28 protein-coding genes are annotated in these 26,192 nt (G+C 65.3%); 14 read left to right on the forward strand and 14 right to left on the reverse strand.

Going from position 1 to position 26,192, the window contains the following annotated elements:
- Window positions 1-36: 36 nt before the first annotated feature.
- The 14 genes from eutM to B0T39_RS03705 all read left to right on the forward strand — a co-directional run bounded on the left by eutM (window position 37) and on the right by B0T39_RS03705 (window position 13,463).
- Entirely contained in the window at window positions 37-330 is a 294-nt protein-coding gene (gene eutM / locus B0T39_RS03640; protein ID WP_048410037.1) for an ethanolamine utilization microcompartment protein EutM, read from the forward strand.
- Window positions 331-461: 131 nt separating this feature from the next.
- On the forward strand, window positions 462-746 hold the full coding sequence (gene eutN / locus B0T39_RS03645; RefSeq protein WP_048413033.1) for an ethanolamine utilization microcompartment protein EutN: 285 nt from the start codon (window positions 462-464) through the stop codon (window positions 744-746).
- A 49-nt stretch (window positions 747-795) separates the two neighbouring features.
- A complete protein-coding gene (locus B0T39_RS03650; RefSeq protein ID WP_081544861.1) occupies window positions 796-2,217 on the forward strand; it encodes an aldehyde dehydrogenase family protein in 1,422 nt (473 codons plus the stop codon).
- Window positions 2,218-2,228: 11 nt separating this feature from the next.
- The gene (gene eutJ / locus B0T39_RS03655) at window positions 2,229-3,080 is read left to right on the forward strand and encodes an ethanolamine utilization protein EutJ (RefSeq protein WP_081544862.1); all 852 of its coding nucleotides are present in this window, start codon (window positions 2,229-2,231) and stop codon (window positions 3,078-3,080) included.
- Window positions 3,067-4,281 carry an iron-containing alcohol dehydrogenase family protein gene (locus tag B0T39_RS03660; protein ID WP_081544863.1) on the forward strand — a complete coding sequence of 405 codons (1,215 nt, stop codon included), beginning with the start codon at window positions 3,067-3,069 and terminating at the stop codon, window positions 4,279-4,281. Before eutJ ends, B0T39_RS03660 begins: the two co-directional genes overlap by 14 nt.
- Window positions 4,282-4,323: 42 nt before the next feature.
- Entirely contained in the window at window positions 4,324-5,568 is a 1,245-nt protein-coding gene (gene eutH / locus B0T39_RS03665; RefSeq protein ID WP_081544864.1) for an ethanolamine utilization protein EutH, read from the forward strand.
- A gap of 8 nt (window positions 5,569-5,576) precedes the next feature.
- Window positions 5,577-7,010 carry an ethanolamine ammonia-lyase reactivating factor EutA gene (locus B0T39_RS03670; protein ID WP_081544865.1) on the forward strand — a complete coding sequence of 478 codons (1,434 nt, stop codon included), beginning with the start codon at window positions 5,577-5,579 and terminating at the stop codon, window positions 7,008-7,010.
- Between the two features lie 2 nt (window positions 7,011-7,012).
- On the forward strand, window positions 7,013-8,374 hold the full coding sequence (locus B0T39_RS03675; RefSeq protein ID WP_081544866.1) for an ethanolamine ammonia-lyase subunit EutB: 1,362 nt from the start codon (window positions 7,013-7,015) through the stop codon (window positions 8,372-8,374).
- Between the two features lie 16 nt (window positions 8,375-8,390).
- The gene (eutC, locus tag B0T39_RS03680) at window positions 8,391-9,263 is read left to right on the forward strand and encodes an ethanolamine ammonia-lyase subunit EutC (protein WP_081544867.1); all 873 of its coding nucleotides are present in this window, start codon (window positions 8,391-8,393) and stop codon (window positions 9,261-9,263) included.
- A gap of 11 nt (window positions 9,264-9,274) precedes the next feature.
- The gene (eutL, locus tag B0T39_RS03685; protein ID WP_048413025.1) at window positions 9,275-9,934 is read left to right on the forward strand and encodes an ethanolamine utilization microcompartment protein EutL; all 660 of its coding nucleotides are present in this window, start codon (window positions 9,275-9,277) and stop codon (window positions 9,932-9,934) included.
- Between the two features lie 13 nt (window positions 9,935-9,947).
- The gene (locus B0T39_RS03690) at window positions 9,948-10,436 is read left to right on the forward strand and encodes a BMC domain-containing protein (RefSeq protein ID WP_081544868.1); all 489 of its coding nucleotides are present in this window, start codon (window positions 9,948-9,950) and stop codon (window positions 10,434-10,436) included.
- Entirely contained in the window at window positions 10,433-11,788 is a 1,356-nt protein-coding gene (locus tag B0T39_RS03695) for a 4Fe-4S dicluster domain-containing protein (RefSeq protein ID WP_141111071.1), read from the forward strand. The genes B0T39_RS03690 and B0T39_RS03695 overlap by 4 nt, the downstream gene beginning before the upstream one ends.
- Complete coding sequence (locus tag B0T39_RS03700; RefSeq protein ID WP_048413022.1) at window positions 11,767-12,315, forward strand: BMC domain-containing protein; 549 nt, start codon at window positions 11,767-11,769, stop codon at window positions 12,313-12,315. Before B0T39_RS03695 ends, B0T39_RS03700 begins: the two co-directional genes overlap by 22 nt.
- Before the next feature lie 80 nt (window positions 12,316-12,395).
- Window positions 12,396-13,463, forward strand: a complete 1,068-nt coding sequence (locus B0T39_RS03705; RefSeq protein WP_176218445.1) for a helix-turn-helix domain-containing protein — start codon at window positions 12,396-12,398, stop codon at window positions 13,461-13,463.
- Here the strand turns inward: B0T39_RS03705 and glmU are convergent.
- From glmU to mnmG, 14 genes are all read right to left on the reverse strand, one after another.
- Entirely contained in the window at window positions 13,423-14,787 is a 1,365-nt protein-coding gene (gene glmU, locus B0T39_RS03710) for a bifunctional UDP-N-acetylglucosamine diphosphorylase/glucosamine-1-phosphate N-acetyltransferase GlmU (RefSeq protein WP_081544871.1), read from the reverse strand. The two genes, B0T39_RS03705 and glmU, sit on opposite strands and share 41 nt — an antisense overlap.
- A 74-nt stretch (window positions 14,788-14,861) precedes the next feature.
- Complete coding sequence (locus B0T39_RS03715) at window positions 14,862-15,284, reverse strand: F0F1 ATP synthase subunit epsilon (protein ID WP_019103740.1); 423 nt, start codon at window positions 15,282-15,284, stop codon at window positions 14,862-14,864.
- 11 nt (window positions 15,285-15,295) lie between these two features.
- Window positions 15,296-16,693, reverse strand: a complete 1,398-nt coding sequence (atpD, locus tag B0T39_RS03720; RefSeq protein ID WP_019103741.1) for a F0F1 ATP synthase subunit beta — start codon at window positions 16,691-16,693, stop codon at window positions 15,296-15,298.
- A gap of 41 nt (window positions 16,694-16,734) precedes the next feature.
- The gene (gene atpG / locus B0T39_RS03725; RefSeq protein WP_081544872.1) at window positions 16,735-17,601 is read right to left on the reverse strand and encodes a F0F1 ATP synthase subunit gamma; all 867 of its coding nucleotides are present in this window, start codon (window positions 17,599-17,601) and stop codon (window positions 16,735-16,737) included.
- Window positions 17,602-17,645: 44 nt separating this feature from the next.
- Window positions 17,646-19,190: a F0F1 ATP synthase subunit alpha gene (gene atpA / locus B0T39_RS03730; RefSeq protein WP_081544873.1), complete on the reverse strand. Its 1,545-nt coding sequence runs from the start codon at window positions 19,188-19,190 to the stop codon at window positions 17,646-17,648.
- 8 nt (window positions 19,191-19,198) lie between these two features.
- Window positions 19,199-19,735 carry a F0F1 ATP synthase subunit delta gene (locus tag B0T39_RS03735; protein WP_081544874.1) on the reverse strand — a complete coding sequence of 179 codons (537 nt, stop codon included), beginning with the start codon at window positions 19,733-19,735 and terminating at the stop codon, window positions 19,199-19,201.
- Between the two features lie 7 nt (window positions 19,736-19,742).
- The gene (locus tag B0T39_RS03740; RefSeq protein WP_048413017.1) at window positions 19,743-20,213 is read right to left on the reverse strand and encodes a F0F1 ATP synthase subunit B; all 471 of its coding nucleotides are present in this window, start codon (window positions 20,211-20,213) and stop codon (window positions 19,743-19,745) included.
- 50 nt (window positions 20,214-20,263) lie between these two features.
- Entirely contained in the window at window positions 20,264-20,551 is a 288-nt protein-coding gene (atpE, locus tag B0T39_RS03745; RefSeq protein WP_019101091.1) for a F0F1 ATP synthase subunit C, read from the reverse strand.
- Between the two features lie 77 nt (window positions 20,552-20,628).
- Entirely contained in the window at window positions 20,629-21,441 is an 813-nt protein-coding gene (atpB, locus tag B0T39_RS03750) for a F0F1 ATP synthase subunit A (protein ID WP_081544875.1), read from the reverse strand.
- Between the two features lie 11 nt (window positions 21,442-21,452).
- Window positions 21,453-21,815, reverse strand: a complete 363-nt coding sequence (locus B0T39_RS03755; protein ID WP_081544876.1) for an ATP synthase subunit I — start codon at window positions 21,813-21,815, stop codon at window positions 21,453-21,455.
- A 90-nt stretch (window positions 21,816-21,905) separates the two neighbouring features.
- Window positions 21,906-22,763, reverse strand: a complete 858-nt coding sequence (locus tag B0T39_RS03760) for a ParB/RepB/Spo0J family partition protein (protein WP_081544877.1) — start codon at window positions 22,761-22,763, stop codon at window positions 21,906-21,908.
- A gap of 5 nt (window positions 22,764-22,768) precedes the next feature.
- Window positions 22,769-23,560 carry a ParA family protein gene (locus B0T39_RS03765; protein ID WP_081544878.1) on the reverse strand — a complete coding sequence of 264 codons (792 nt, stop codon included), beginning with the start codon at window positions 23,558-23,560 and terminating at the stop codon, window positions 22,769-22,771.
- Window positions 23,557-24,198, reverse strand: coding sequence for a 16S rRNA (guanine(527)-N(7))-methyltransferase RsmG (rsmG, locus tag B0T39_RS03770; RefSeq protein WP_081544879.1), 642 nt, complete (start codon window positions 24,196-24,198; stop codon window positions 23,557-23,559). The genes B0T39_RS03765 and rsmG overlap by 4 nt, the downstream gene beginning before the upstream one ends.
- Window positions 24,195-26,090, reverse strand: a complete 1,896-nt coding sequence (gene mnmG, locus B0T39_RS03775) for a tRNA uridine-5-carboxymethylaminomethyl(34) synthesis enzyme MnmG (protein ID WP_081544880.1) — start codon at window positions 26,088-26,090, stop codon at window positions 24,195-24,197. The genes rsmG and mnmG overlap by 4 nt, the downstream gene beginning before the upstream one ends.
- Between the last annotated feature and the right edge of the window lie 102 nt (window positions 26,091-26,192).

Below are 26,192 nucleotides of genomic sequence, written 5' to 3' on the forward strand. Positions count from 1 at the left end.
TCGTGTTGAACCCCCAACCCCTCAAGGAGTGTGCAAATGGAAGCTCTTGGCATGATTGAAACCCGCGGCATGGTGGCCCTGATCGAAGCGTCGGACGCCATGGTCAAGGCGGCCCGGGTCAAGCTGGTCGGCGTCAAGCAGATCGGCGGCGGCCTGGTGACCGCGATGGTGCGCGGCGACGTGGCCGCCTGCAAGGCCGCCACCGACGCCGGCGCGGCCGCCGCGCAGCGCATCGGCGAACTGGTGTCGGTGCATGTGATCCCGCGCCCGCATGCCGATCTGGAAGAAGTGTTTCCGATCAAGATGTCGGCCGACAAGAACCTGGACTGAGCATCAGCTGATCCTGGCCGGCGGCTGACGCCAAGCCGACCGGCCGCTTCTCCCCCCGCAAACCGCATGTCGCCCGCGCGCGACAGGGGGAGGTTTTGCCCGCCGCCAGGCGGGACACGGGAGCCAGACACATGAAATTGGGCATCGTGGTGGGACAAGTAGTGTCCACCGTCAAACACGGCGGCTTGCAGAAAGACCGCCTGCTGCTGGTGGAGATGCTGACGGCGGACGGCCAGCCCAGCGGCGACGCCCAGGTGGCGGCCGACAGCCTGGGCGCCGGCGACGGCGAATGGGTGCTGCTGGTGGCCGGCAGCTCGGCGCGGCGGATGCAGGACGAGGACGCGCCGGTGGACCTGGCCGTGGTCGGCATCGTCGACGAGGTGGTGCGCCGGCAGCGGGTGGTTTTCCACAAGTGATCCGGCGCGCCGGAGCACTTGGCAATTCCAGTTTCAGAAGGAGTGGGTTGTGGAACTCAAGGCAAGCGATATCGAACAAGTGGTGAAGGCGGTGCTGGCGTCGATTGGACAAGCGGCGCCGGCAAACGGCGCGGCGGCCGAAAGCGCGCTGCCGGCCGGCGTTTTCGCCGAGCTGGACCAGGCGGTGGCGGCGGCGAAGCAAGCGCAGACGGCGCTGGCCAGCGTGGCGCTGCGCGAACGCGTCATCGCCGCCATCCGCGCGGCGGGCGAGGCCCACGCCCGCGAGCTGGCCGAATTGGCCGTGACCGAAACCGGCATGGGCCGGGTGGACGACAAGATCGCCAAGAACCTGGCGCAAGCCCGGCACACCCCCGGCGTCGAATGCCTGCAAGCGCAAGTGCTCACCGGCGACCGGGGCCTGACGCTGATAGAAAACGCGGCCTGGGGCGTGATCGCCTCGGTGACCCCGTCCACCAATCCGGCGGCCACCGTCATCAACAACGCCATCAGCATGATAGCCGCCGGCAACAGCGTGGTGTTCGCGCCGCATCCGGCGGCCAGAAAGACCTCGCAACGCGCGATCACGCTGCTGAACCAGGCCATCGTCGCCGCCGGCGGCCCGGCCGATCTGCTGACCACGGTGGCCAAGCCCGACATCGAAACCGCCCAGCGCCTGTTCCGCTACCCCGGCATCCATTTGCTGGTGGTCACCGGCGGCGAAGCGGTGGTGGACGCCGCGCGCAAGGTCACCGACAAGCGGCTGATCGCCGCCGGCGCCGGCAATCCGCCGGTGGTGGTGGACGAGACCGCCGACATCGCCCGCGCCGCGCGCGACATCGTCTGGGGCGCCTCCTTCGACAACAACATCATCTGCGCCGACGAGAAGGCGCTGATCGCGGTGGACGCGATCTGCGACGACTTGAAGGTGGAGATGGAAAAACACCGCGCGGTGGAGCTGACCGCCGACGAAGCCGCCCAACTGTTGCCCATCCTGCTCACCAAGGTGGACGAGCATGGCCGCGGCGCGGTCAGCCGCGACTGGGTGGGCCGCGACGCGGCGAAGATCGCCGCCGCCATCGGCCTGCAAGTGCCGGACGACACCCGCCTGCTGTTCGTGGAAACGCCGGCCGATCATCCGTTCGCGGTCACCGAGCTGATGATGCCGCTCTTGCCGGTGCTGCGCGTCGCCAACGCGGACCAGGCCATAGACCTGGCGGTGCGGCTGGAAGGCGGCTGCCGCCACACCGCGGCCATGCACTCGCGCAATCTGGACAATCTGGACCGGATGGCCAACGCCATCAACACCAGCATCTTCGTCAAGAACGGCCCCTGCCTGGCCGGCCTGGGCTTCGGCGGCGAGGGCTGGACCACGATGACCATCTCCACCCCCACCGGCGAAGGCGTCACCTCGGCCCGCAGCTTCGTGCGCTTGCGCCGCTGCGTGCTGGTCGACCACTTCCGCATCGTGTGAGGAGCCGCGCCATGCCGTCCCCGTCCCTCTCCCCCGACCAGCTGCAGCAGCGGCTCAACGCCGCGCGCGCCCTGCATCGCGGCGAGGCCCGCCGCGCGGCCGTGGCCGGCATGCGCCTGGGCATAGACCTGGGCACCAGCGACGTGGTGTCGGTGGCGATGGCGCCGGACGGCGAACCGCTGGCGCTGCGGCTGGATTGGGCCGATGTGGTGCGCGACGGCGTGGTGTGGAATTTCTTCGGCGCGGTGGACATCGTCCGCCGCCAGCTGGACGCGCTGGAGCAGGCGCTGGGACATCGCTTCGCCGCCGCCGCCACCTCCTACCCGCCGGGCACCGACCCGCGCATCTCGGTCAATGTGCTGGAAGCGGCCGGGCTGGAAGTCAGCGGCGTCATCGACGAACCCTCGGCGGTGGTGGGGCTGCTGGGGCTCAGCCGCGCCGCCGTGGTGGACATCGGCGGCGGCACCACCGGCATCGCCATCGTCGAGAACGGCCGGGTCAGCCATAGCGCCGACGAGGCCACCGGCGGTCATCACGTGTCGCTGGCGCTGGCGGGCCACAGCGGGCTGCCGCTGGCCGAGGCGGAGATCCTGAAGCGCGAGCGCGGCGCGGAGGTCTGGCCGGTGGTGCGGCCGGTGTTCGAGAAGATGTGCGACATCGTGCGCCGCCATCTAACGCGCCTGCCCGACGGCGATCTCTACCTGTCCGGCGGCTCCTGCTCGCTGCCGGGGGTGCGCGAGCTGTTCCAGCGCGAATTTCCCGCCCACCGCGTTCATCTACCCGAGCATCCCCTCTACCTGACCCCGCTCGCCATCGCCCACCACGCGCTGGCCGCGCAAGGAGCCAACCATGCCAGCCGCTAATCTGGGCCAGGCGCTCTATCACGCCATCGATCTGTTCAACGCCCGCGAGGTGCAAACCTTCGCGGTGCCGCCGACCACCTTCATCGGCGCCGGCGCCATCGCCCGGCTGGGCCAGTCCGCGGCCGAGCGCGGCTATCGCCGCGTCTTCATCGCCATCGACGGCTTCCTGCTGGAACAGGGGCTGGCCGACAATCTGTTCCGCTCGCTGCAGCGGCACGGCGTGGCCGCCGAAACCTACCGCTACCCCGGCGGCGAACCGGACAGCGACACGGTGGAGGCGGCGGCGCGCCAGCTGGCCGCCGCGGCTTGCGACGCCATCATCGCCTTCGGCGGCGGCTCGGTGCTGGACACCGCCAAGGCCATCGCCGCGCTGGCCGCCCACCCCGGCATGCGGGTGGCTGATCTGGCCGCCGCCGCCGCGCTGCCCAATGGCCGGATGCCGCTGCTGCTGGCGCCCACCACCGCCGGCACCGGCTCGGAAGCCACCAACATCACGGTGATCACCGACAGCGCCAGCGGCGTCAAACAGGCCATCGCGCAAGCGGCGCTGCTCCCGGACCTGGCGGTGCTGGACGCCTGCCTGACCCTGGCCGTGCCCGCGCCGTTGACCGCGGCCACCGGCATAGACGCGCTGACCCACGCCATCGAGGCCTATCTGGCGCGCGGCGCCAACCCGCTGACCCAGGCGCTGGCGCACCGCGCCATCACCCTGATAGGCCGCGCGCTGCCCATCGCCGTCGGCCAGGGACACCAGCTCGCCGCCCGCCAGGACATGATGCTGGGCTCCTACCTCGCCGGCATGGCCTTTTCCAACGCCGGCCTGGGGCTGGTGCACGCGATGGCCCACCAGATAGGCGCGCGCTACCACATTCCGCACGGCGTCGCCAACGCGGTGCTGCTGCCCTCGGTGCTGCGCTTCAACCGCCTGGTGTGCGCGCCCCGCTACCGCGAACTGGCCCACGCGCTCTGCGGCGAAACCCTGGACGCCGACGGGCTGATCGCGGCGGTGGCGCGGCTGATCGTCGACATCGGCCTGCCCGGCAGCCTGCGCTTGCCGGGCGTCGAACCCGAACACTTCGCCGCGCTGGCCGACGCCGCGCTCGACGACGCCTGCCTCGCCGGCAATCCGCGCGACGCCGGCCGCGAGCAAATCATCGACATTTACCGCCACGCCTGGCAACGCCAGGCGCCGGCCTGCTGAATCCGCAATCGGGCACCGCCCACCGTCACAGGAGCAAGAGCAATGGGTATCAATGAAATCATCATGTGGATCATGATGACCTTCATGGTCGTCGCGGCGCTGGACAGAATGCTGGCGCAATTCGGCGGTTCGGAGGCCGTGCTGGCCAAAGTGGGACTGAGCCGCGTCGGCCGCCAGATCGAGGGTTCCGGCGCCCAGTTCGAAGAAGGCTTTCTGGCCATGGGCGCGCTGGGCCTGGCCATGGTCGGCGTGATCGCGCTGGCGCCGGTGCTGGCCCACTGGCTGGGGCCGGTGGTGATTCCGCTGTACGAGGCGGTGGGCGCCAATCCGGCGATGTTCGCCACCACCCTGCTGGCCAACGATATGGGCGGTTTCTTCCTCGCCAAGCAGCTGTCCGGCGGCGACACCGCCGCCTGGCTGTACGCCGGCCTGATCCTGGGCGCGATGATGGGCCCCACCATCGTGTTCAACATCCCGGTGGCGCTGGGCATCATCGCCAAGGAAGACCGCCGCTTCCTGGCGCTGGGGGTGATGGCCGGCATGGTCACCATCCCGCTGGGCTGCATCGCCGGCGGCGCGGTGGCCATGGTCAGCGGCGTCACCGTGGACGGCCAGCCGGTGGACTTCAGCCTGAGCATGATCCTGATCAATATGATTCCGGTGATCGCCGTGGCGGTGCTGCTGGCCATCGGCCTCAAGCTGTGCCCGGAGAAGATGATTTCCGGCTTCCAGATCTTCGCCAAGTGCCTGGTGGTGCTGATCACCGCCGGTCTGGCGCTGGCGGTGCTGCAAGCCACGCTGGGCCTCAGCCTGGTGCCGGGCATGGACCCCATCTTCATGGTCAAGGGCGACGTGCCGGGCGCGACGATGCGCGCCATCGAAGTGATAGGCTTCATCGCCTGCGTGCTGCTGGGCGCCTATCCGATGGTGTTCATGCTGACGCGCTGGTTTGAACGGCCGCTGATGAAGGTGGGCGGACTGCTGGGCATGAACAACAGCGCCGCCGCCGGCATGGTGGCCACGCTGGCCAACTCCATCCCGATGTTCGGCCTGATGAGCAAGATGGACGACCGCGGCAAGGTGATCAACGTGGCCTTCGCCGTGTCCGCCGCCTTCACCTTCGGCGACCACCTCGGCTTCACCGCCGCCAACGTCTCCAGCATGATTTTCCCGATGATAGTCGGCAAGCTGGTGGGCGGCTTCAGCGCGGTGCTGCTGGCGATGAAACTGGCGCCCAAGCCGGCCGACGCCCCCCTCCGCGCCGCGCTGTCGGCGCAGCAAGGCTGAGGCGCGCGATGAACCGCCGCCAGATACACAGCGTGGGCATAGACATCGGCACCACCACCACCCAGGTGATCTTCTCGCTGCTGGAGCTGGTCAACCGCGCCGGGGTGTCGCAAGTACCGCGCTATGAATTCTCGCGCCGCGACATCGTCTACCAGAGCCCGGTGGCCTTCACGCCGCTGGACGACGACGGCCGCGTGCGCGAAGACGAGCTGATGGCCTTCATCCGCGCGCAATACCAGGCGGCCGGACTCGCCCCGGCAGAGGTGGAGTCCGGGGCCATCATCGTCACCGGCGAAACCTCCAAGGCGCGCAACGCCCGCGACACGGTGCTGCGCCTGTCCGAATCCCTGGGCGACTTCGTGGTGGCCACCGCCGGCCCGCATCTGGAGTCGGCCATCGCCGGCTACGGCTCGGGCGCAGCCGAACTGTCCGAGCGCGAAACCAGCCGCGTCGCCAATATCGACATCGGCGGCGGCACCGCCAACTACGCGGTGTTCGAAGCCGGCCGGCTGCTGGACAGCGCCTGCCTGAACGTGGGCGGCCGCTTGCTGGAGGCCGGCGCCGACGGCCAGACCCGCCGCCTGCACGCGCCGGCCCGCGCCATCTGCGCCGAGCTGTTCGGCGCCGGCTTCGACGCCGCCGCGCTGGGCCCGGCCGAACACGCGCGCGTGGCCGAACGCATGGCCGAACTGCTGTGGGAGGTGCTGCTGGGCCGCCCTTCGGCGCTGGCGCGCCAATTGTTGATGACCGACGCGCTGCAAGCCGGCCGGCCGTTCGACGCGGTGCTGCTGTCCGGCGGCGTCGGCGAGTGCTACCGCAGCCCGCCGGCTGACCCCTACGCCTTCGGCGACATCGGCCCCCTGCTGGCGCGCGCCATCGCCGCCCACCCCGGCCTCGGCGCGCAGCCGCTGCGCGCCGCGGCGCAAACCGTGCGCGCCACGGTGATAGGCGCCGGCGCGTACACGCTGTCGCTGTCCGGCAGCACCATCTGGCTGCGCGGCCTGCGCCTGCCGCTGCGCAACATCCCGGTGGCTCATCCCGATCTCGGCTGGGCCGATTTCAGTCCCGGCGGCCTGACGGACAGCCTGGAGCGCGCGGTGCGCCGGCTGGACCTGGACCCGGCGCAAGACCTGTACGCGCTGGCGCTGCCGGACGACCTGCCGATCGCCTACCGGGCGATAGACGCCTGCGCCGGCGAACTGGCCGAATTCTCCCGCCGTTTTCCGCAACAGCGCCCCTTGCTGGCCTTGTCCCGCAGTGATCTGGGCAAGGCGCTGGGCATGCTGCTGCAGCCGGCGCTGGCCGGCCGCGAGCTGGCGGTCATCGACGAAGTGGCCACCCGCGCCGGCGACTACATCGACATCGGCGCGCCGCTGTTCGGCGGCGACATCGTGCCCGTCACCGTCAAATCGCTGGCCTTCCCAACATCCAAAGGGGTTTGATCATGAAACTGAAGACGCATTTATTCGGCAAGACCTATCAGTTCCGCGACGTCAAGGACGTGCTGGCCAAGGCCAACGAGCCGCGCTCCGGCGACATGCTGGCCGGCGTGGCCGCGCAAAGCGCGCAAGAGCGCGTGGCCGCCAAACAGGTGTTGTCCGAGCTGACGCTGGCCGACCTGCGCGAGAACCCGGTCATTCCCTACGAGGAGGACTGCGTCACCCGGGTGATCCAGGACGACCTCAACGAAGCCGCCTACGCCCGCATCCGCAACTGGAGCGTGGGCGAGCTGCGCGAGGCGGTGCTGGGCGACGACGCCGACGCCGAGGCGCTGGACTTCCTTCGCAAGGGCATGACCTCGGAAATGGTGGCGGCGGTGGCCAAGCTCTGCTCCAACGCCGACCTGATCTACGGCGCCAAGAAAATGCCGGTGATCAAGCGCGCCAACACCACCATAGGCCTGCCCGGCCGCTTCAGCGCGCGCCTGCAACCCAACGACACCCGCGACGACGTGAAAAGCATCGCCGCCCAGATGTTCGAAGGGCTGTCCTTCGGCATGGGCGACGCGGTGATAGGCGTCAACCCGGTGACCGACAACGTGGAAAACGTGCGTCGCATCCTGGACACCATCTACGACGCCATCGACAAATACCGGATTCCCACCCAGGGCTGCGTGCTGGCGCACATGTCCACCCAGATCGAGGCCATCCGCCAGGGCGCGCCCGGCGGGCTGATCTTCCAGAGCATCTGCGGCAGCGAGAAAGGGCTGAAGGAATTCGGCGTGACGCTGGAGCTGCTGGACGAGGCGCGCGAGGTGGGCCGCCAGCACAACCGCATCGCCGGCGACAATTATCTGTACTTCGAAACCGGCCAGGGCTCGGCGCTGTCCGCCGGCGCCCACAACGGCGCGGACCAGGTGACGATGGAGGCGCGCAACTACGGCCTGGCCCGCCACTACGACCCCTTCATCGTCAACACCGTGGTCGGCTTCATCGGCCCGGAATACCTGTACAACGACCGCCAGATCATCCGCGCCGGCCTGGAAGACCACTTCATGGGCAAGCTCTCCGGCATCTCGATGGGCTGCGACTGCTGCTACACCAATCACGCCGACGCCAATCAGAACTCCAACGAGAACCTGGCCATCCTGCTGGCCACGGCGGGCTGCAACTTCATCATCGCCATGCCGCTGGGCGACGACATCATGCTGAATTACCAGACCACGGCCTTCCATGACACCGCCACCATCCGCCAGCTGCTGGGCCTGCGCCCGGCGCCGGAATTCGAGGCCTGGCTGGAAAGCATGGGACTGATGGAAAACGGCAGGCTGACGCGCCGCGCGGGCGATGCGTCCTTCTTCTTCTGACTTGGAGCCCACAATCATGGACAAGCAGCAAATCGACGAAATCGTACGCGCGGTGATGACCCAGCTGGCGCAGCCCGCGCCGGCCACCGTCCCCGACGCCGCCAAAGCGGCCCCGGCCAGCGCCGAGGAAGCCCTGCCCGACCTGGGCGGCGAAGCCTTCCGGCTGTGGATGGGCGTGGCGGCGCCCCAGCGCGCCGAAGTGCTGGCCGAATTCCGCGCCAACACCGCCGCCCGCGTCTGCACCGGCCGCGCCGGCCCGCGCCCGCGCACCACCGCGCTGCTGCGCTTCCTGGCCGACCACTCGCGCTCCAAGGACACCGTGCTTAAGGAGGTGCCGCAGCCATGGGTGGAGGAAAAAGGCCTGCTGGAGCTGCAAAGCGAGATCGACAACAAAGACCAGTACCTGACCCGCCCCGACATGGGCCGCCGCCTGAACGAGGCCTCGCTGCAGCTGTTGAAAACGCGCTGCAAGCAACGGCCGCAAGTGCAGGTGGTGGTCTCCGACGGCCTGTCCACCGACGCCGTCACCGCCAACTTCGACGAAATCCTGCCGCCGCTGCTCAAGGGGCTGGAAAGCGCCGGCCTCGACGTCGGCACGCCCTTCTTCGTCCGCTACGGCCGGGTCAAGGTGGAAGACCAGGTGGGCGAAACGCTGGGCGCGCAGGTGGTGATCCTGCTGGTGGGCGAACGCCCTGGCCTCGGCCAGTCGGAAAGCCTGTCCTGCTACATGGTGTACGCGCCCAACGCCGCCACGGTGGAGGCGGACCGCACCTGCCTCTCCAATATCCACCGCGGCGGCACGCCGCCGGTGGAAGCCGCCGCCGTCATCGTGGACCTCGCCAAACGCATGCTGGAGAAGAAGGCTTCCGGCATGGCGCTGAACCGTTAAAGGAGACCGTCATGGCAGTTCTGGATCTGATCAAACCCAGCGTCAAGGCCGTGCGCCTGATCGCCTCGGCCCAATCCGACTTCAAGGCCGCGCTCAAGCTGCCCGCCCACATCAACAGCCTGGGCCTGCTGACCGCCGATTCCGACGACGTCGCCTACATCGCCGCCGACGAGGCCACCAAGCAGGCGCAGGTGGAGGTGGTGTTCGGCCGCTCGCTGTACGCCGGCGCGGCGCACAGCTCCTCGCCCACCGCCGGCGAAGTGCTGATCATCCTCGGCGGCGGCTCGCCGGCCGAAGTACGCGCCGGACTGGACTCGATGATGGCCACCATCGCGGACGGCCCCGCCTTCCGCTGGGCCAACGACGCCGAGGACACCGCCTTTCTCGCCCACGTGGTCTCGCGCAGCGGCTCCTATCTGTCGGCGCAGACCGGCGTGCGGCTGGGCGAGCCGCTGGCTTATCTGATCGCGCCGCCGCTGGAAGCCACCTTCGGCATCGACGCCGCGCTCAAGGCCGCCGACGTGCAACTGGCCAGCTATGTGCCGCCGCCGTCGGAAACCAACTACTCCGGCGCCTTCCTCACCGGCAGCCAGGCCGCCTGCAGCGCCGCCTGCCAGGCCTTCACCCAGGCGGTGCTGGACGTGGGCCGCCAGCCCGTCACCCTGATGTGAGCGGAGGCCGCAGATGATCAACGCCTTGGGCTTGCTGGAAGTCAGAGGGCTGGCCACCGCCATCGAGGCGGCGGACGCCATGCTCAAGTCCGCGAACGTGCGCCTGTTGCGGCAATGGCGCACCGACCCGGGCATGATTTCGCTGGTGGTGGAGGGCGACCTCGCCGCCTGCCGCGCGGCGCTGGACGCCGGCGCCGCCGCGGCGCTGCGGCTGGGCGAAGTGGTCAGCCGCTGCGAGATCGGCCGCCCCGATCCGGACACCGAAACGCTGGTGGACGCGATGCTGCGGCCGCCGGAGACGGCGGTCGCGCCGGCGGCCGGCCTGGACGAGGCGGCGGTGCTGGCCCGCATCGCCGCGGAGCCGGGCGGCATGAGCCTGGTCGACCTGCAAACCGTCTTCCCCTTTGTCGGCCTGAATCGCGGCTGGCTGCAGGCGCAATGCCGCGCCGGCACGCTGCTGCGCCGCCGCGGCCGTTATTTCCGCGCCGGAGGCAAGCCATGACGACCGCCGACCTGATCCGTCAGCGGGTGGCCGCCGCCGGCGTCGTCGGCGCCGGCGGCGCGGGCTTTCCCGCCGCGGTCAAGCTGGCGGCGCGGGCCGACACCTATCTCGTCAACGGCGCCGAGTGCGAACCGCTGCTCAAGGTGGACCAGCAACTGGCGGCGCGCGAGGCGGCGGCCCTGCTGCGCGGCCTGCGCCACGGCATGACCGCCACCGGCGCGACCCAGGGCGTGATCGCGCTCAAGGCCAAATATCGCGAGGCCATCGCCGCGCTGACGCCGCTGCTGCCCGCCGACGTGCGCCTGCACATTCTGGAAGACATCTATCCTGCCGGCGATGAAGTGATCACCATCTGGCTCGCCACCGGGCGGCGCGTGCCGCCGGCCGGCTTGCCGCTGGACGTGGGCGTGGTGGTCAGCAATGTGCAGACCCTGCTCAATGTGGCGGCGGCGGTGGACCAGGAACGGCCGGTCACGCACCGCACCCTGACCGTCAACGGCCTGGTCAAGCGGCCGCTGACGCTGACCCTGCCGCTGGGCACGCCCTTGCGCGAGGCGCTGGCGCTGGCCGGCGGCCCCAGCCGCGACGATGTCGCCTTCATCGACGGCGGGCCGATGATGGGCAAGCTGCTGCCCTCGCTGGACCTGCCGGTGACCAAGACCACCGGCGGCCTGCTGGCCTTGCCGCGCGACCACCTGCTGATCCGCCGCCGTCAACGCGGCGACGCGGCGCAACTGGCGATGGCGCGCACGGTGTGCGAGCAGTGCTGCCTGTGCACCGAGCTGTGTCCGCGCCACCTGATCGGCCACGAACTGCCGCCGCACCTGATCGTGCGCGCGGTCAACTACCGCCACGCCGGCCCGCGCCCGGACACCGTGCTGGCGGCGCTGACCTGCTCGGAATGCGGCGTCTGCGAGGCCTACGCCTGTCCGGTGGAGATCTCGCCGCTGCGCGTCAACCTTCTGCTCAAGGCCGAGTTGCGCGCCCAGGGATTGCGCTACCAGGGCGAACTGAGGCCGGCCGATCCGATGGCGCGCCATCGCCTGGTGCCGGTGTCCCGCCTGATTACCCGTCTCGACCTGGATTTGCTCAACCACAAGGCGCCATTCCAGGCCTTGGCGTACCGTCCCGAGAAGGTGGTGCTACCGCTGCGCCAGCACATCGGCGCGTCGGCGCAGCCCTGCGTCGCGATGGGAGAGCGGGTGCGCGAGGGCCAGTTGATCGCCGCCATGCCCCAGGGCGCACTGGGCGCGGCCTTGCATGCCAGCGTGGACGGCGTCGTCGTCGCGCTGAACGCGGAAACCATCGTCATCCAAACCTCGGAGCCCACATGCCCCATGCCATCGCCCTGATAGAACTGAGCAGCATCGCCAGGGGCATTGAAGCTGCCGACGCGATGCTCAAATCCGCCCATGTGGAGCTGCTGGCGGCCAAGACCATCTGCCCCGGCAAATTCATCGTGCTGGTGGGAGGCGACGCCGCCTCGGTCGAACAGGCCGCGGCGCAGGGCCGGCAAGCCGCCGGCCATCTGCTGGTCGATCATTTCTCCATCGCCAGGCTGCATCCGGACGTGCTGCCCGCCATCAGCGGCGTGACCCGGCTGGAACACGCGGCGGCGGTTGGGGTGGTGGAAAGCTATAGCGTCGCCGCCTGCATCGCGGCGGCGGATCTGGCCGCCAAAACCGCGGAGGTGACGCTGATCCGCATCCACCTGGCCTTCGGCATCGGCGGCAAATGCTATTTCGTCCTCAGCGGCGATGTGGCCGCGGTGAGCAGCGCCATCGACGTCGCCGCGCAGAGCGCCGGCGAGAAAGGATTGCTGGTGCAGCAGACCGTCATTCCCCGCCCCGCCCCCGCGCTATTGGCCAGCTTGCTGTAGGTGGCACGGGAGAGACCGCCACCAGCCACCGCATACGAAAGGGAAACACCATGTCAGACCCCAGTCCAGGATCAGGGCCCTTGCATCAACTGCGCGCGGCCAGCCCTCCGCCTCGGGAGCCGCTGGCGCCGCTGGGCGCCGAGGTCGGCGTCAAGCACCGCGAAACCAGCAACAGCTTTGAACAGGCATGCGCGATCACGGCCTGGCAGCAACTTTACGATCAGTTGCTACCAGGCCTTTTCTTCGGCCATGTGAAGGAGTTGTGGCTGGATCAGCTGCAATGCTTCGAGGAGTTCACCAGCCGTTCGCTGCGCCAGTCCTGCGTGGTCTGGCCGGACGCCTACTGGTTCGGCCTGCCCTGCCCCGACCAGCCCGGCGCGGCTCGCGACGGCGGCCAGATGGGCAATGGCGCCATCGCCATCAGCACCGGCGGCGAGGACTTTGAACTGACCACGCCGGACAATTTCCGCATCATGGGGCTGGTGTTGCCGCAAGAGGAACTGGACGAACACGCCAGGCTGACCCTGGACGGCGGATTGCCCTTGTCGCTGAAAGACCGGCCGCTGCTGCAGCTGGACCCGGAGCGCAAGCGCGACTTCATCCTGCGCCAGCGCCAGCTGTTGATCGAAGCCGAGCGCAGCCGGCTGGGGCCGGCCGACATCACCGCCTACCGCTTCATGCGCCACGAATTGCTGGACGGACTGACCGAGCTGCTGGCCAGCGCCTTGCCGGTGCCCGCGCAGCAACGCAGCCTGCGCAGCCACTGGCGCTTGGTGCGCAAGGCGCGTGATTTCGTGATGAGTCAGCCGGACGAGGCGCTGGTGGTGGCGGATCTGTGCCGGCACCTCAACCTCAGCCGGCGCACCTTGCAGAACATCTTTCAGAACACGCTGGGGCTGTGTCCGCTGGCCTATCTCAAGAGCATGCGCCTGAACGCGGTGCAACGCGAACTGCTCAGTCCGGACTCCCGCCACCACACCGTGCAAGACATCGCCGCAGCCTGGGGTTTCTGGCATATGAGCCAGTTCGCCACCGACTACAAGCGCTTATTTGGAGAAAGGCCGTCCGCCACGCTGTTGCGACGCGCCGGCGGCCCTGAAGAGCGGCTCAGCTCTTTTTCTGCGGACGCTTCCAGCCCGGCACCGTGACCTGACGCGCGCGCGCCACTGTCAGCTCGCCGGCCGGCGCGGTTCGGCTGATCACCGAGCCGGCGCCTATGGTGCTGTAGGATTCCAGCGTCACCGGCGCCACCATCAGGGTGCCGGAGCCGACGAAGACGTTGTCGCCGATCACGGTCTTGAACTTGTTGACGCCATCGTAATTGCAGGTCACCGAGCCGGCGCCCACATTCACCTTGCTGCCGATCTCGGCGTCGCCGACATAGCTCAGGTGGTTGACCTTGGAGCCTTCGCCGATCACGCTCTTCTTCACTTCGACGAAGTTGCCGATGTGCACATGGCCGGCCAGTTGCGCGCCGGGGCGTAAACGGGCGTAAGGCCCGATCCGACACGCTTCGCCCACCACCGCGTCTTCCAGATGCGAGAACGGCGCGATCTTGGTGCCGGCGGCCACTTTGACATTCTTCAACACGCAATGCGCGCCAATTTCCACCTGCTCGCCCAGTTCCACCTTGCCCTCAAACACGCAGCCAACGTCTATGCTGACGTCCATGCCATGGCTGAGTTCGCCGCGGATGTCGATGCGCGCCGGGTCCGCCAGTGTGACGCCGGCTTCCAACAAGGCCTGCGCCTGGTTTCGCTGCAGGATGCGCTCCAGCTCGGCCAGCTGCACCTTGTTGTTGACGCCGGCGGCCTCCCAGCTGGCGTCGACGCTGGCGCTGTCCACGCTCACGCCGTCCGCCACCGCCAGGGCCAGCACGTCGGTCAGATAGTATTCGCCCTGTGCGTTGCCGTTGTTGAGCGCGGCGAGCCAACCGGCCAGCCGCGCATTGGGCAGGGCCATCATGCCGGTGTTGATTTCACGGATCGCCAGTTGCGCCGGCGTACAGTCCTTGTGCTCGACGATGGCCTGGAGCTTGCCGTCCGCACCGCGCACCATGCGGCCGTAGCCGCTGGCGTCGTCCAGCACATCGGTCAGCACCGCCATGCCCGCGCCGGCGGCATCGGACAAACGGCGCAGCGTGTCCGCCTTGGTCAGCGGCACATCGCCGTACAGCACCATGGTCTTGCCATCCTTCGGAAGGTGCGGCAAAGCCATCTTCAGCGCGTGGCCGGTGCCCAGCTGCTCGGCCTGCTCCGCCCAGATCAGATCCGCGTCCGGTATCGCCGCCCGCACCTGTTCGCCGCCGTGGCCGTACACCACGATCAGGCGCGCCGGCTTCAGCGCGCGCGCGGTGCGGATCACCCGCGCCAGCATCGGCTCACCGCCTATCGGGTGCAATACCTTGGGTTTGGAGGAGTACATGCGCTTGCCTTTGCCGGCAGCGAGAATGACGATGCTGAGACTATCCATGGTTTTTCACGAGTCGAAAACGGAAAAAGGCTGCCACTTGCGTGGCAGCCTACTATACACGATTACATCTCTTATCAGTGGGCGCGCTTCTTGAGGAAATCCAGCGCCTTCAACTCCGCGATGGCCACTGCCAGAGCAGCGTGCGCCTTCGCGGTGGAGAGGTCGTCGGTGGCGCGCTTGAGGGAATCCTCCGCAGCGCGTTTTGCCTCATTGGCGCGGGCCTCGTCGAGATCCTCGCCGCGAATCGCCGTATCCGCCAGCACGGTGATCAGGCTGGGCTGCACTTCCATCATGCCGCCAGACACTGCCACCAGAACTTCTTCGCTGCTGCCCGGCACTTTCAGACGCAGCACGCCGGGCTTGATACGGGTCAGGAGCGGCACGTGTTGGGGATACACACCGATCTCGCCTTCGGTAGCCGGCGCAACCACGAATTCAGCTTCGCCGGAGAAGATCATTTGCTCGGTGCTGACCACTTCCACACGCATCTTGGACATCAGCCCTCTCCTTAGTTAAGGGTCTTGGCTTTCTCGGCAGCTTCTTCAATGGAGCCAACCATGTAGAACGCTTGTTCCGGCAGATGGTCGTACTCGCCAGCGAGAATGGCCTTGAAACCCTTGATGGTTTCGCGCAGCGGCACGTATTTGCCCGGCGAGCCGGTAAATACTTCAGCCACGTGGAACGGCTGGGACAGGAAGCGCTGGATCTTACGGGCGCGAGCCACGACCAGTTTGTCTTCCTCGGACAATTCGTCCATACCCAGAATCGCGATGATGTCGCGCAGTTCCTTGTAACGCTGCAGCGTGGACTGCACGCCACGGGCTACCGTGTAGTGCTCGTCGCCCACCACCAGCGGATCCAGCTGGCGCGAAGTGGAGTCGAGCGGATCCACCGCCGGGTAGATACCCAGCGAAGCGATGTCGCGCGACAGAACCACGGTGGCGTCCAAGTGGGCGAAGGTGGTCGCCGGAGACGGGTCGGTCAAGTCATCCGCAGGTACGTATACGGCCTGGATGGACGTAATCGAGCCATCGCGGGTAGAAGTAATACGCTCTTGCAGACGGCCCATTTCTTCCGCCAGCGTCGGCTGATAGCCCACCGCGGAAGGCATACGGCCCAGCAGCGCGGATACTTCGGTACCGGCCAGGGTGTAGCGGTAGATGTTGTCCACGAAGAACAGCACGTCGCGGCCTTTGCCGCTTTCGTCCTTCTCGTCGCGGAAGTGCTCGGCCATGGTCAGACCGGTCAGGGCCACGCGCAGACGGTTGCCCGGCGGCTCGTTCATCTGGCCGTACACCATCGCCACTTTGTCCAGTACGTTGGAGTCCTTCATCTCGTGATAGAAGTCGTTACCTTCACGAGTGCGCTCACCAACGCCGGCAAACACGGACAAACCGGAGTGTGCCTTGGCGATGTTGTTGATCAGTTCCATCATGTTGACGGTCTTGCCCACGCCGGCGCCGCCGAACAGGCCCACTTTGCCGCCCTTGGCGAACGGGCACAGCAGGTCAATCACCTTGATGCCGGTTTCCAGCAGGTCGGTGGCGGGGGACAGTTCGTCAAACTTCGGAGCGGGCTGGTGGATGGCGCGGCGAACATCGGTCGCTACCGCGCCGGCTTCGTCCACCGGGTTGCCCAAGACATCCATGATGCGGCCCAGGGTGGCGCTGCCCACCGGCACCGAAATCGGTGCGCCGGTGTTGACTACGCTCATGCCACGCTTCAGGCCGTCAGAGCTACCCATGGCGATGGTGCGCGCCACGCCGTCGCCCAGCTGCTGCTGGACTTCGAGCGTCAGGTCGGCATCAACCAGCTTCAGGGCATCATAAACCTTTGGCATGGCGTCGCGCGGGAATTCCACGTCGATCACCGCGCCAATGATTTGTACGATTTTACCTTGGCTCATTATCGGTTCCTAAACATTAAACTTTTTCAGTCTGCGACGGCTTACACCGCTGCGGCGCCTGCCACGATTTCAGACAACTCGGTAGTGATCGCAGCCTGACGAGCCTTGTTGTACACCAGGCGCAGTTGCTTGATCGTGTTACCGGCGTTATCCGTGGCGGATTTCATCGCCACCATGCGGGCAGCTTGCTCGGAGGCCATGTTCTCGGCCATCGCCTCGAACACCACGGACTCGATGTAGCGTTTGACCAGGAACTCCATCACGGAAAGCGCATTCGGCTCGTACAGGTAATCCCACGAGTGCGAGTGCTCCACCACCATGTGTTCCGAAGTCAGCGGCAGCAGCTGTTCAGTCGCCGGCTCCTGCTTCATCGTATTGATGAAACGGGAGTAAACGATGTAGAGCGCGTCCAGTTCGCCTTCGGCGTACTGCTTGAACAGCACCGTAAGCGGGCCAATCAGTTTTTCCATCTTCGGCACATCGCCGAGCTGGGTTGCGCTGGCCACGACGTTGAGGCGCGCGCGCTGGCATGCCGCCAGGCCTTTCTGGCCCAGGCAGCAGACATCGACTTCGATGCCCTGATCCTGCAGACCCTTGACTTGGGCGAAGAAGCGCTTGAGCGTATTCACGTTCAAGCCGCCGCACAGGCCCTTGTCGGAGGTCATCAGGATGATGCCGGCGCGTTTGACTACGTCGCGGCTTTGCAACAGCGGGTGCTCAAGATCCGTGTTCGCCTGAGCAAGGTGCGCCATGACTGTGCGCACCTTCTCGGCGTAAGGACGGGCAGCGCGCATACGCTCTTGCGTTTTGCGCATCTTGGAGGTCGCCACCATTTGCATTGCGCGAGTGATCTTCTGCGTGTTTTGCACGCTTCGGATCTTGGTGAGAATCTCTTTGCCGACTGCCATATCCTGAACCTTTCCTAGTAACTGTTTGCGTTAACCGAAAAGACTCAGTTGTAGCTGAAGCCAGCCTTGAACGATTCCATCGCCTTGGCCAGGATTTTCTCGTTGTCGCCGGACAAGTCGCCGGAAGCGTTCACCGCGGCCAACACATCGTGATGGTTCGCGCGCACATAGGCGAGGAACGCCGCTTCGAAAGCCAGGGCCTTCTTCACCGGAACGTCTTCGTAGCTGCCCTTGTTCACCGCCCACAGGGTCAACGCCATTTCGGCGGTGGCCAGCGGCAGGAACTGCTTCTGCTTCATCAGCTCGGTAACCACTTCGCCGTGTTGCAGTTGCTTGCGGGTAGCCTCGTCCAGGTCGGAAGCGAACTGCGAGAACGCAGCCAGTTCACGATACTGGGCCAGGGCCAGACGGATACCGCCGCCCAGCTTCTTGATCACCTTGGTCTGCGCGGCGCCGCCAACGCGGGATACCGAAATACCGGCGTTGATGGCCGGGCGGATGCCTGCGTTGAAGAGGTCGGTTTCCAGGAAGATCTGACCGTCGGTGATCGAGATCACGTTGGTCGGCACGAAGGCGGAAACGTCGCCGGCCTGGGTTTCGATGATGGGCAGCGCGGTCAGGGAACCGGTCTTGCCTTTCACTTCGCCATTGGTCAGCTTGGCCACTTCGTCTTCATTGATGCGGGAAGCGCGTTCCAGCAGACGGGAGTGCAGATAGAACACGTCGCCGGGGTAGGCTTCGCGGCCCGGCGGACGGCGCAGCAGCAGCGAAATCTGACGGTAGGCGACAGCCTGTTTGGACAGGTCGTCGTATACGATCAGCGCGTCTTCGCCGATGTCGCGGAAGTATTCGCCCATCGCGCAACCGGAGTACGGGGCGATGAACTGCAGCGCGGCGGCTTCGGAAGCGGTCGCGGCCACCACGATGGTGTGACCCAGCGCGCCGTGCTCTTCCAGCTTGCGCACCACGTTGGCGATGGAGGAGGCCTTTTGGCCGATCGCCACGTAGATGCACACCACGCCGGTGTCTTTTTGGTTGATGATCGCATCCAGCGCCACCGCGGTCTTGCCGGTCTGACGGTCGCCGATGATCAGCTCGCGCTGACCACGGCCAACCGGAACCATCGAGTCGATGGCTTTCAGGCCGGTTTGCATCGGCTGGGATACCGATTGACGCGCAATCACGCCCGGCGCGATCTTTTCGATCGGGCTGGACAGCTTGGCGTTAACCGGGCCCTTGCCGTCGATAGGCTGACCCAGGGCGTTGACCACGCGGCCAATCAGTTCCGGACCCACCGGAACTTCCAGAATGCGACCGGTACAAGTGACTTCGTCGCCTTCCGAGATGTGCTCGTACTCGCCCAGAACCACGGCGCCGACAGAGTCGCGCTCCAGGTTCATCGCGAGGCCGAAGGTGTTGCCCGGGAATTCGAGCATTTCACCCTGCATCACGTCTGCCAGGCCATGGATACGAACGATGCCGTCGGTCACGGAAATCACGGTACCTTTGGTACGGGTTTCTGCGCCTTCGGCCAGGTTCTGAATCTTCGCCTTGATCAGATCGCTGATTTCAGAGGGGTTCAACTGCATGATCTCTCCTAATTCTTGAGGCTTACTGCCATGGCTTGCAGTTTGCCGCGCACGGAAGCGTCGATGACATCGTCGCCCACCAACACACGAACCCCGCCGATCAGGTCAGGGTTGTCACGCACATCAATCCGTACGGATTTGCCGTACTTCTTGGAAAGCGTGTCGGTCAGTTCGGCTTGCTGTGCATCGTTCATTGCAAACGCCGTTTCCACCACGGCGTCCACTACGCCTTCCGCTTGCGCCTTGAACACTTCAAACTGCTCGGCGATTTGCGGCAGCAGCGTCAGACGGCTGTTCTCGATCAGCACGGCCAGAAGACGTTTGACGTCCTCGTTGCCGCGCGTGCCCAGAACGTCCAGCATCAGCGCCTCAAGCTCTTGTGCGGTATGTTTCGGATTGGTGATGACGGCTTCCAGATCCGGGTTCTTCACCATGGCAGCCAGCCACGACAGCGATTCCGACCATTGCTGGGTGGCTTGCTGCTCGGTGGCGAGGCTGTATACCGCTTCGGCATAGGGCCTAGCTACGGTAATGAGTTCTGCCATGAGTTAATTAAAACTCCGCTTTGATGGAGGCAAGCAGATCAGCGTGCTTGGCCGAGTCGATCTCTTTGCGCAGGATCTTCTCTGCACCCGCAACCGCCAGGTCGGCCACTTGCGCGCGCAGGGTTTCCTTGGCGCGCAGGACTTCCTGATCGATCTCAGACTTGGCGTCGGCCACAATGCGCGCGCCTTCAACGCGAGCAACATCCTTGGCCTCGTCCACGATCTGGCTGGCGCGCTTTTCAGCGGCCATCACGATTTCGGTCGCTTGCTGTTTAGCCTTGCGGAGTTCATCCGCAACGCGCTTCTCAGCGGCTTCCAGATCTTGCTTGCCACGCTCGCCGGCGGCCAGGCCGTCTGCGATGCGCTTGGCGCGCTCATCCATCATGTTGGTAAGCGGAGGCCAAACAAACTTCATGGTGAACCATACCAGGATGGCGAACGTGATCGCCTGACCCAGTAGTGTTACGTTAAATTCCACGCTTGTTTTCCTCCAGTAGTATTACTGCAACAACCAATTCCGCTTAAAAATTAAGCGCCGGCTTTCAGAGCGGCCAGGGCGGCGGACAGGAACGGGTTATTGAAGGTGTACAGCATGGCGATACCAACACCGATCATGGAGATGGCGTCCAGCAGACCGGCCAGAATGAACAGTTTGGTTTGCAGAACCGGAATCATTTCCGGTTGACGGGCGGAGGACTCGAGGAATTTGCCACCCAGGATGGCAAAACCCAGAGCAGTACCGATGGCGCCCAGGCCAATGATCAGGGCAGCGGCCAGTACGGTCATGGACTGGATCTGAGAAACGAGTGCTTCCATTGTGTATCTCCTAAGACTTAATCAAGGATGGTTGGTAAAAAAGCTAAAGAAACAAAGGTAAAACAAAGAAACCGGTATTAGTGCGCTTCCACCGCCAGGCTCAGGTACACGATGGTCAGCATCATGAACACGAAGGCCTGCAGGGTGATGATCAGGATGTGGAAGATCGCCCACGGCGCGCCCAACAGCCACTGCAGGCCCCAAGGCAGCAGCGCGATCAGGATGAAGATCATTTCGCCGGCGTACATATTGCCGAACAAACGCAGGGACAGCGAAATCGGCTTGGCCAGGAGTTCCACCATCTGCAGCAGGAAGTTGGCCGGAGCCAGCAGAATCTTGCCCACGGTGCCTTCCGCATGGAAGGGCGCGGTGAACAATTCCTTGGTGTAGCCGCCAACGCCCTTGGCGCTGATGGAGAAGCCGATGATGCAGAACATCACGGACAAGGACATCGCAAAAGTGGCGTTCACGTCGGCGGACGGCACGACGCGGAAGTAAACATGATGCGGCTCGGCGCCGAAGAAGGTGTAACCCACCCACTGGGCCAGCGACGGCAGCAGATCCACCGGCAGCAGGTCCATGAAGTTCATCAGGAAGATCCAGCAGAAAATGGTCAGCGCCAGCGGAGCGATCACCTTGCTCTGGCCGTGGAATACGTCGCGCACCTGCTTGTCCACCATCTCGACGATGCTTTCCACGCACAACTGCAGCCGGCCCGGATTCTCCAGCTTGGCCTTGCGCGCCACGACGGCGAACACGCCGGCGAAGATGAAGGCGAGAACCAGCGAAATGGAGAAGGTATCAAGGTGCAGGCTCCAGAAGCCGGCGGAAGGATCCGAATTCCAGAAGGTGAGGTGGTGCTTGATGTAGTCAGTTGCGTTGCTTGCCATCGCTCATTTTCTCAATTTTTGATTAAAAGCCCGAACCAGTAGCCGGATACGGCGGCAAAAAACCCGCCAAAAAGACCGACTATCGATAAATCCTTGAAAAATACCAAAGTCGCGCCAAATAACAGGATGGTGAGGACGTATTTGACCGCCTCGGCCCTGAAATGCGCTTTCATCAGTTCCGCGGGGGCGACATGGCGCTTGGCGTAGGCGATCCTGGCGTACACCAGGGCCGGCACCAAGGCCGACAATCCGCCAAGCAAGACAGAAACCGGAATGGCCAGGTTTCCTCCCCCTGTAACCACTCCAATCAACAGTGCGACACCCACCAGAGTGCACTGCAGGCGCAGTATACGCTTAACTTCCCGGTTAACCATGTTGACCCAGCAAAAAAACCGCCGAATTATAGGCTTCCTGCTTGATTTGAGTCAACTTGCGTGTCATTGGGATGCTGCGGTGCAACACACTCATTTTCCTGAACTTTTCTGCAGCTTTTCCAGCAAGCCTTCCAGCTCGTCCAGCGTCGCATACTCTATAACCAGCCTGCCATTGCCGCGGTTTGCATGACGAATGCTAACCCGGGCGCCTATGCGTTCCGACACCTGTTCAGCCAGCCTGTCCACATCCGGGTCTGTACGTTTTTGCTGCGGTGCGACTGTGGTTTTTTCCACAGCTTTCTGCTGTACCCTGCGCTCCACCTCGCGCACGGACAGGCCTTTGTCGCCCACCTCTTGCGCCAGGCCCAGCTGCTCCACCACCGGCAACCCCAGCAAAGCGCGAGCATGGCCCATCTCCAGCCGCCCCTGATGCAACAGGGTCTGCACCGGTTCCGGCAGGGCCAGCAGGCGCAATAGATTGCTGACCGCGCTGCGCGATCGGCCCACCGCGTCGGCCGCGGCCTCGTGGGTCAGGCCGAACTCGTCGATCAGGCGCTTGATGCCCTGGGCCTCTTCTATCGGGTCCAATTCCTGACGCTGGATATTCTCGATCAGCGCCATCGCCAGCGCCGCTTCGTCGGGCACGCTCTTGATTACCGCCGGCACTTCGGTCAAACCGGCTTTGCGCGAAGCGCGCCAGCGCCGTTCGCCGGCGATCAATTCGTAATCGCCGAAGCCGACTTCACGCACCACCAGCGGCTGAATCACGCCCTGGGCTCGAATCGACGCGGCCAGTTCGTCCAGTGCGGCTTCGTCCATGAAGCTGCGCGGCTGGTATTTGCCGGGACGGATGCTGTCTATGGGCAGGGAGGTGAGTCTGTCGTCCACTGTCTCGGCAGTGGACAAGAGCGCGTCCAAGCCGCGCCCCAATCCTTTTAATTTGGCCATATTGCTTAGACGGAGGGAGTTGTGGTTGCGGGCTCGAGCCGGTCCGCCAGCTCTTGCGCCAGCGCGAGATAAGCCTGAGCGCCGCGCGAGGCCCGATCGTAGACCAGGCCGGGCAGGCCGTGGCTGGGCGCTTCCGCCAGCCGCACATTGCGCGGAATCACGGTATCGAACACCTTGGCGCCGAAATGGCGGGCTAGTTGCTCGGACACCTGCTGCGACAAATTATTGCGCGCATCGAACATGGTTCGCAGCAGGCCCATGATCTCGATCTTGGGATTCACCGCCACCCTCACCTTGCGCAAGGTCGCCACCAGATCGGACAAACCTTCCAGCGCATAGTATTCGCACACCATCGGGATCAGCACGCTGTGCGCCGCCACCAGTCCGTTCAATGTCAGCAGGTTCAGCGAGGGCGGGCAGTCTATTAGCACATAGTCGTACGGCTCCTCCACCGCCTGCAGCGCGTTTTTCAGCCGCGCTTCGCGCGCCAGTTCATTGACCAATTCCAGTTCCGCGCCGCCCAGATCGCGGTTGGCGGGCAGCACGTCGTAGCCGCCCTCCTTCGCCGGCTGGCGCGCCTCTTCAACCGAGGCCTCGCCCAGCAGCACGTCGTAGCCGGACAGTTTCAGGGATTGCTTGGCGATGCCGCTACCCATGGTGGCATTGCCCTGCGGGTCGAGATCGACAATCAGCACGCGCCGGCCCAAGTCGGCCAGGCCCGCCGCCAGATTCACCACAGTCGTGGTCTTACCGACCCCGCCCTTCTGGTTGGCGACCGCGATCACCCTTGAATTCATTGCGCACCCACCCCTTCCAGGCGCATTCTCACCAGGTGCCGTTCGGCATCCAGGCCCGGCACTGTCACCGGCAATACTTCGGAAACCACCGTACCCTGCGGCAACAAGGCGATTTCCTCGTAAGGATAGACACCCTTCATTGCTACATATTGACCGTGATCCGCCAGCAGATGGCGGGTCAGCTTGACGAACTCGGCCAGCTCGGAAAACGCCCGGCTGGTGATGCGGTCGAACTTCTGCTCCGGCTGGTAAGCCTCCACTCGCTCGGTCATCACCTGCACATTGGGCAAGCCCAGCTCCACCACCACCTGACGCAGAAAGGTGGTTTTCTTATGGTTGGAATCCAACAGCACCACCTGCAAGTCCGGGCGGGCGATCGCCGCCGGAATGCCGGGCATGCCGCCGCCGGAGCCCACATCCAGTAGACGGCTGCCGCCGTCCAGATGCGGTACCAGGCTCAGGCTGTCCAGCAGATGGTAGCTGACCATGCGCTTTTCCTCGCGCACAGCGGTCAGGTTGTAAGTCTGGTTCCACTTGGCCAGCAGCGCCAGATAGCGGTCCAGCAAATCGGTTTGCGCGTCGCTCAGTTCCAGTTTCAGCTGCGACAGGCCTTGTTGTAGTTCTGTGGTATGTGTCATGCGGTTTTCGTTGCGTCGGCAAAGCCGCGTTTCAAGTGGACCATCAAAAGAGCAACCGCCGCCGGGGTAATGCCCTGGATGCGCGAAGCCTGCCCCAAGGTCTCCGGGCGTTGCTGGTTCAGTTTCTGCTGCACTTCCTTGGACAGACCCTTGACCAGACCATAGTCGATATCGACCGGCAGGCGCACGTCCTCAAGGTTGTCGCGGCGCGCCAGTTCTTCGTTCTGGCGGTTGATATAGCCTTGGTATTTGACCTGAATTTCCACCTGCTCGGCAACCGCCTCGTCAGCCACCGCGCCGCCGGCCTCCGGCAAGGCCATCAAATCGGCATAGGCGACGTTGGGGCGTTTCAGCAAATCGTACAGGCTGTACTCGCGCTCAATCGCCTTGCCCAGCAGCGCTTGCAGCGCGGCGGCGTCGCTCAGCCTCGCCGGGTGCAGCCAGGTGGCTTTCAACCGCGCCTTCTCCGCCTCCACCGCGTCGCGCTTGCGGCAGAAGCTGTCCCATTGGGCGTCGCCGATCAGGCCGTGTTGGCGAGCGATCTCGGTCAGGCGCAGGTCGGCGTTGTCTTCGCGCAACTGCAGGCGGAATTCGGCGCGGCTGGTGAACATGCGGTAGGGCTCGGCCACGCCCTTGGTGATCAGGTCGTCCACCAGCACGCCCAGATAGGCCTCGTCGCGGCGCGGGCACCAGCTAGCCTGGTCCCGGGCGAACAAGGCGGCGTTCATGCCGGCCAGCAGGCCCTGAGCGGCAGCCTCTTCATAGCCGGTGGTGCCGTTGATCTGACCGGCGAAGAACAGGCCCTGGATCGCCTTGGTTTCCAGCGAAGCCTTCAGACCACGCGGATCGAAATAATCGTATTCGATCGCATAGCCAGGCCGCAGGATGTGGGCATTTTCCATGCCGCGGATCGAACGCACCGCCGCCAGCTGGATGTCGAAGGGCAGGCTGGTGGAAATCCCGTTGGGGTAGAACTCGTGCGTGGTCAGGCCTTCCGGCTCCAGGAAGACCTGGTGACTGTCCTTGTCGGCGAAGCGGTTGATCTTGTCTTCAATAGACGGGCAGTAACGCGGGCCCACGCCTTCTATCACCCCGGTGAACATCGGGCTGCGGTCGAAACCGGAGCGGATGATCTCGTGGGTGCGTTCATTGGTGTGGGTGATCCAGCACGGCAGCTGCTTGGGGTGCAGCGCGCGGCTGCCGCGGTAGGAGAACACCGGCTCCGGCGTGTCGCCCGGCTGCTCTTCCATTACGGAGAAGTCGACGCTGCGGCCGTCGATGCGCGGCGGCGTGCCGGTTTTCAGCCGTCCCACCGGCAGGGCCAGTTCGCGCAAGCGCGCGCCCAGCGTGGACGCTGCCTGATCGCCGGCGCGGCCGCCGGTGTAGTTTTCCATGCCCACATGGATCTTGCCGGACAGGAAGGTGCCGGCGGTCAACACCACGGTTTTGGCGCGGAAGGTGATGCCGATGGCGGTGATGGCCCCGGCGACGCGGTCGCCCTCTATCAGCAGATCGTCCACCGGCTGCTGGAACAAGGTCAGATTGGGCTGGTTCTCCAGCATCTCGCGGATCGCCGCCTTGTACAGGATGCGGTCGGCCTGCGCGCGGGTGGCGCGCACCGCCGGGCCCTTGGAGGCGTTCAGCGTGCGGAACTGGATGCCGCCGATATCGGTGGCCAGCGCCATCGCGCCGCCCAGGGCATCCACTTCCTTGACCAGATGGCCCTTGCCGATGCCGCCGATCGACGGATTGCACGACATCTGACCCAGCGTCTCGATGTTGTGCGTCAAAAGAAGGGTGTTGCAGCCCATGCGCGCGGCCGCCAAAGCGGCCTCGGTGCCGGCATGGCCGCCGCCCACCACTATCACGTCGAAGTTTGTCGGATAAATCATGGCTTTGTCGGAAAGAGCAAATCGAACGGAAAAACGGCCTATTCTACGCCAAATCCTGAACCAGCGTAAGTCGTTGATTTCAATAAATCCAGCTGGTAACCG

This window comes from Chromobacterium haemolyticum, from assembly GCF_002081825.1.
Lineage (GTDB): Bacteria > Pseudomonadota > Gammaproteobacteria > Burkholderiales > Chromobacteriaceae > Chromobacterium > Chromobacterium fluminis.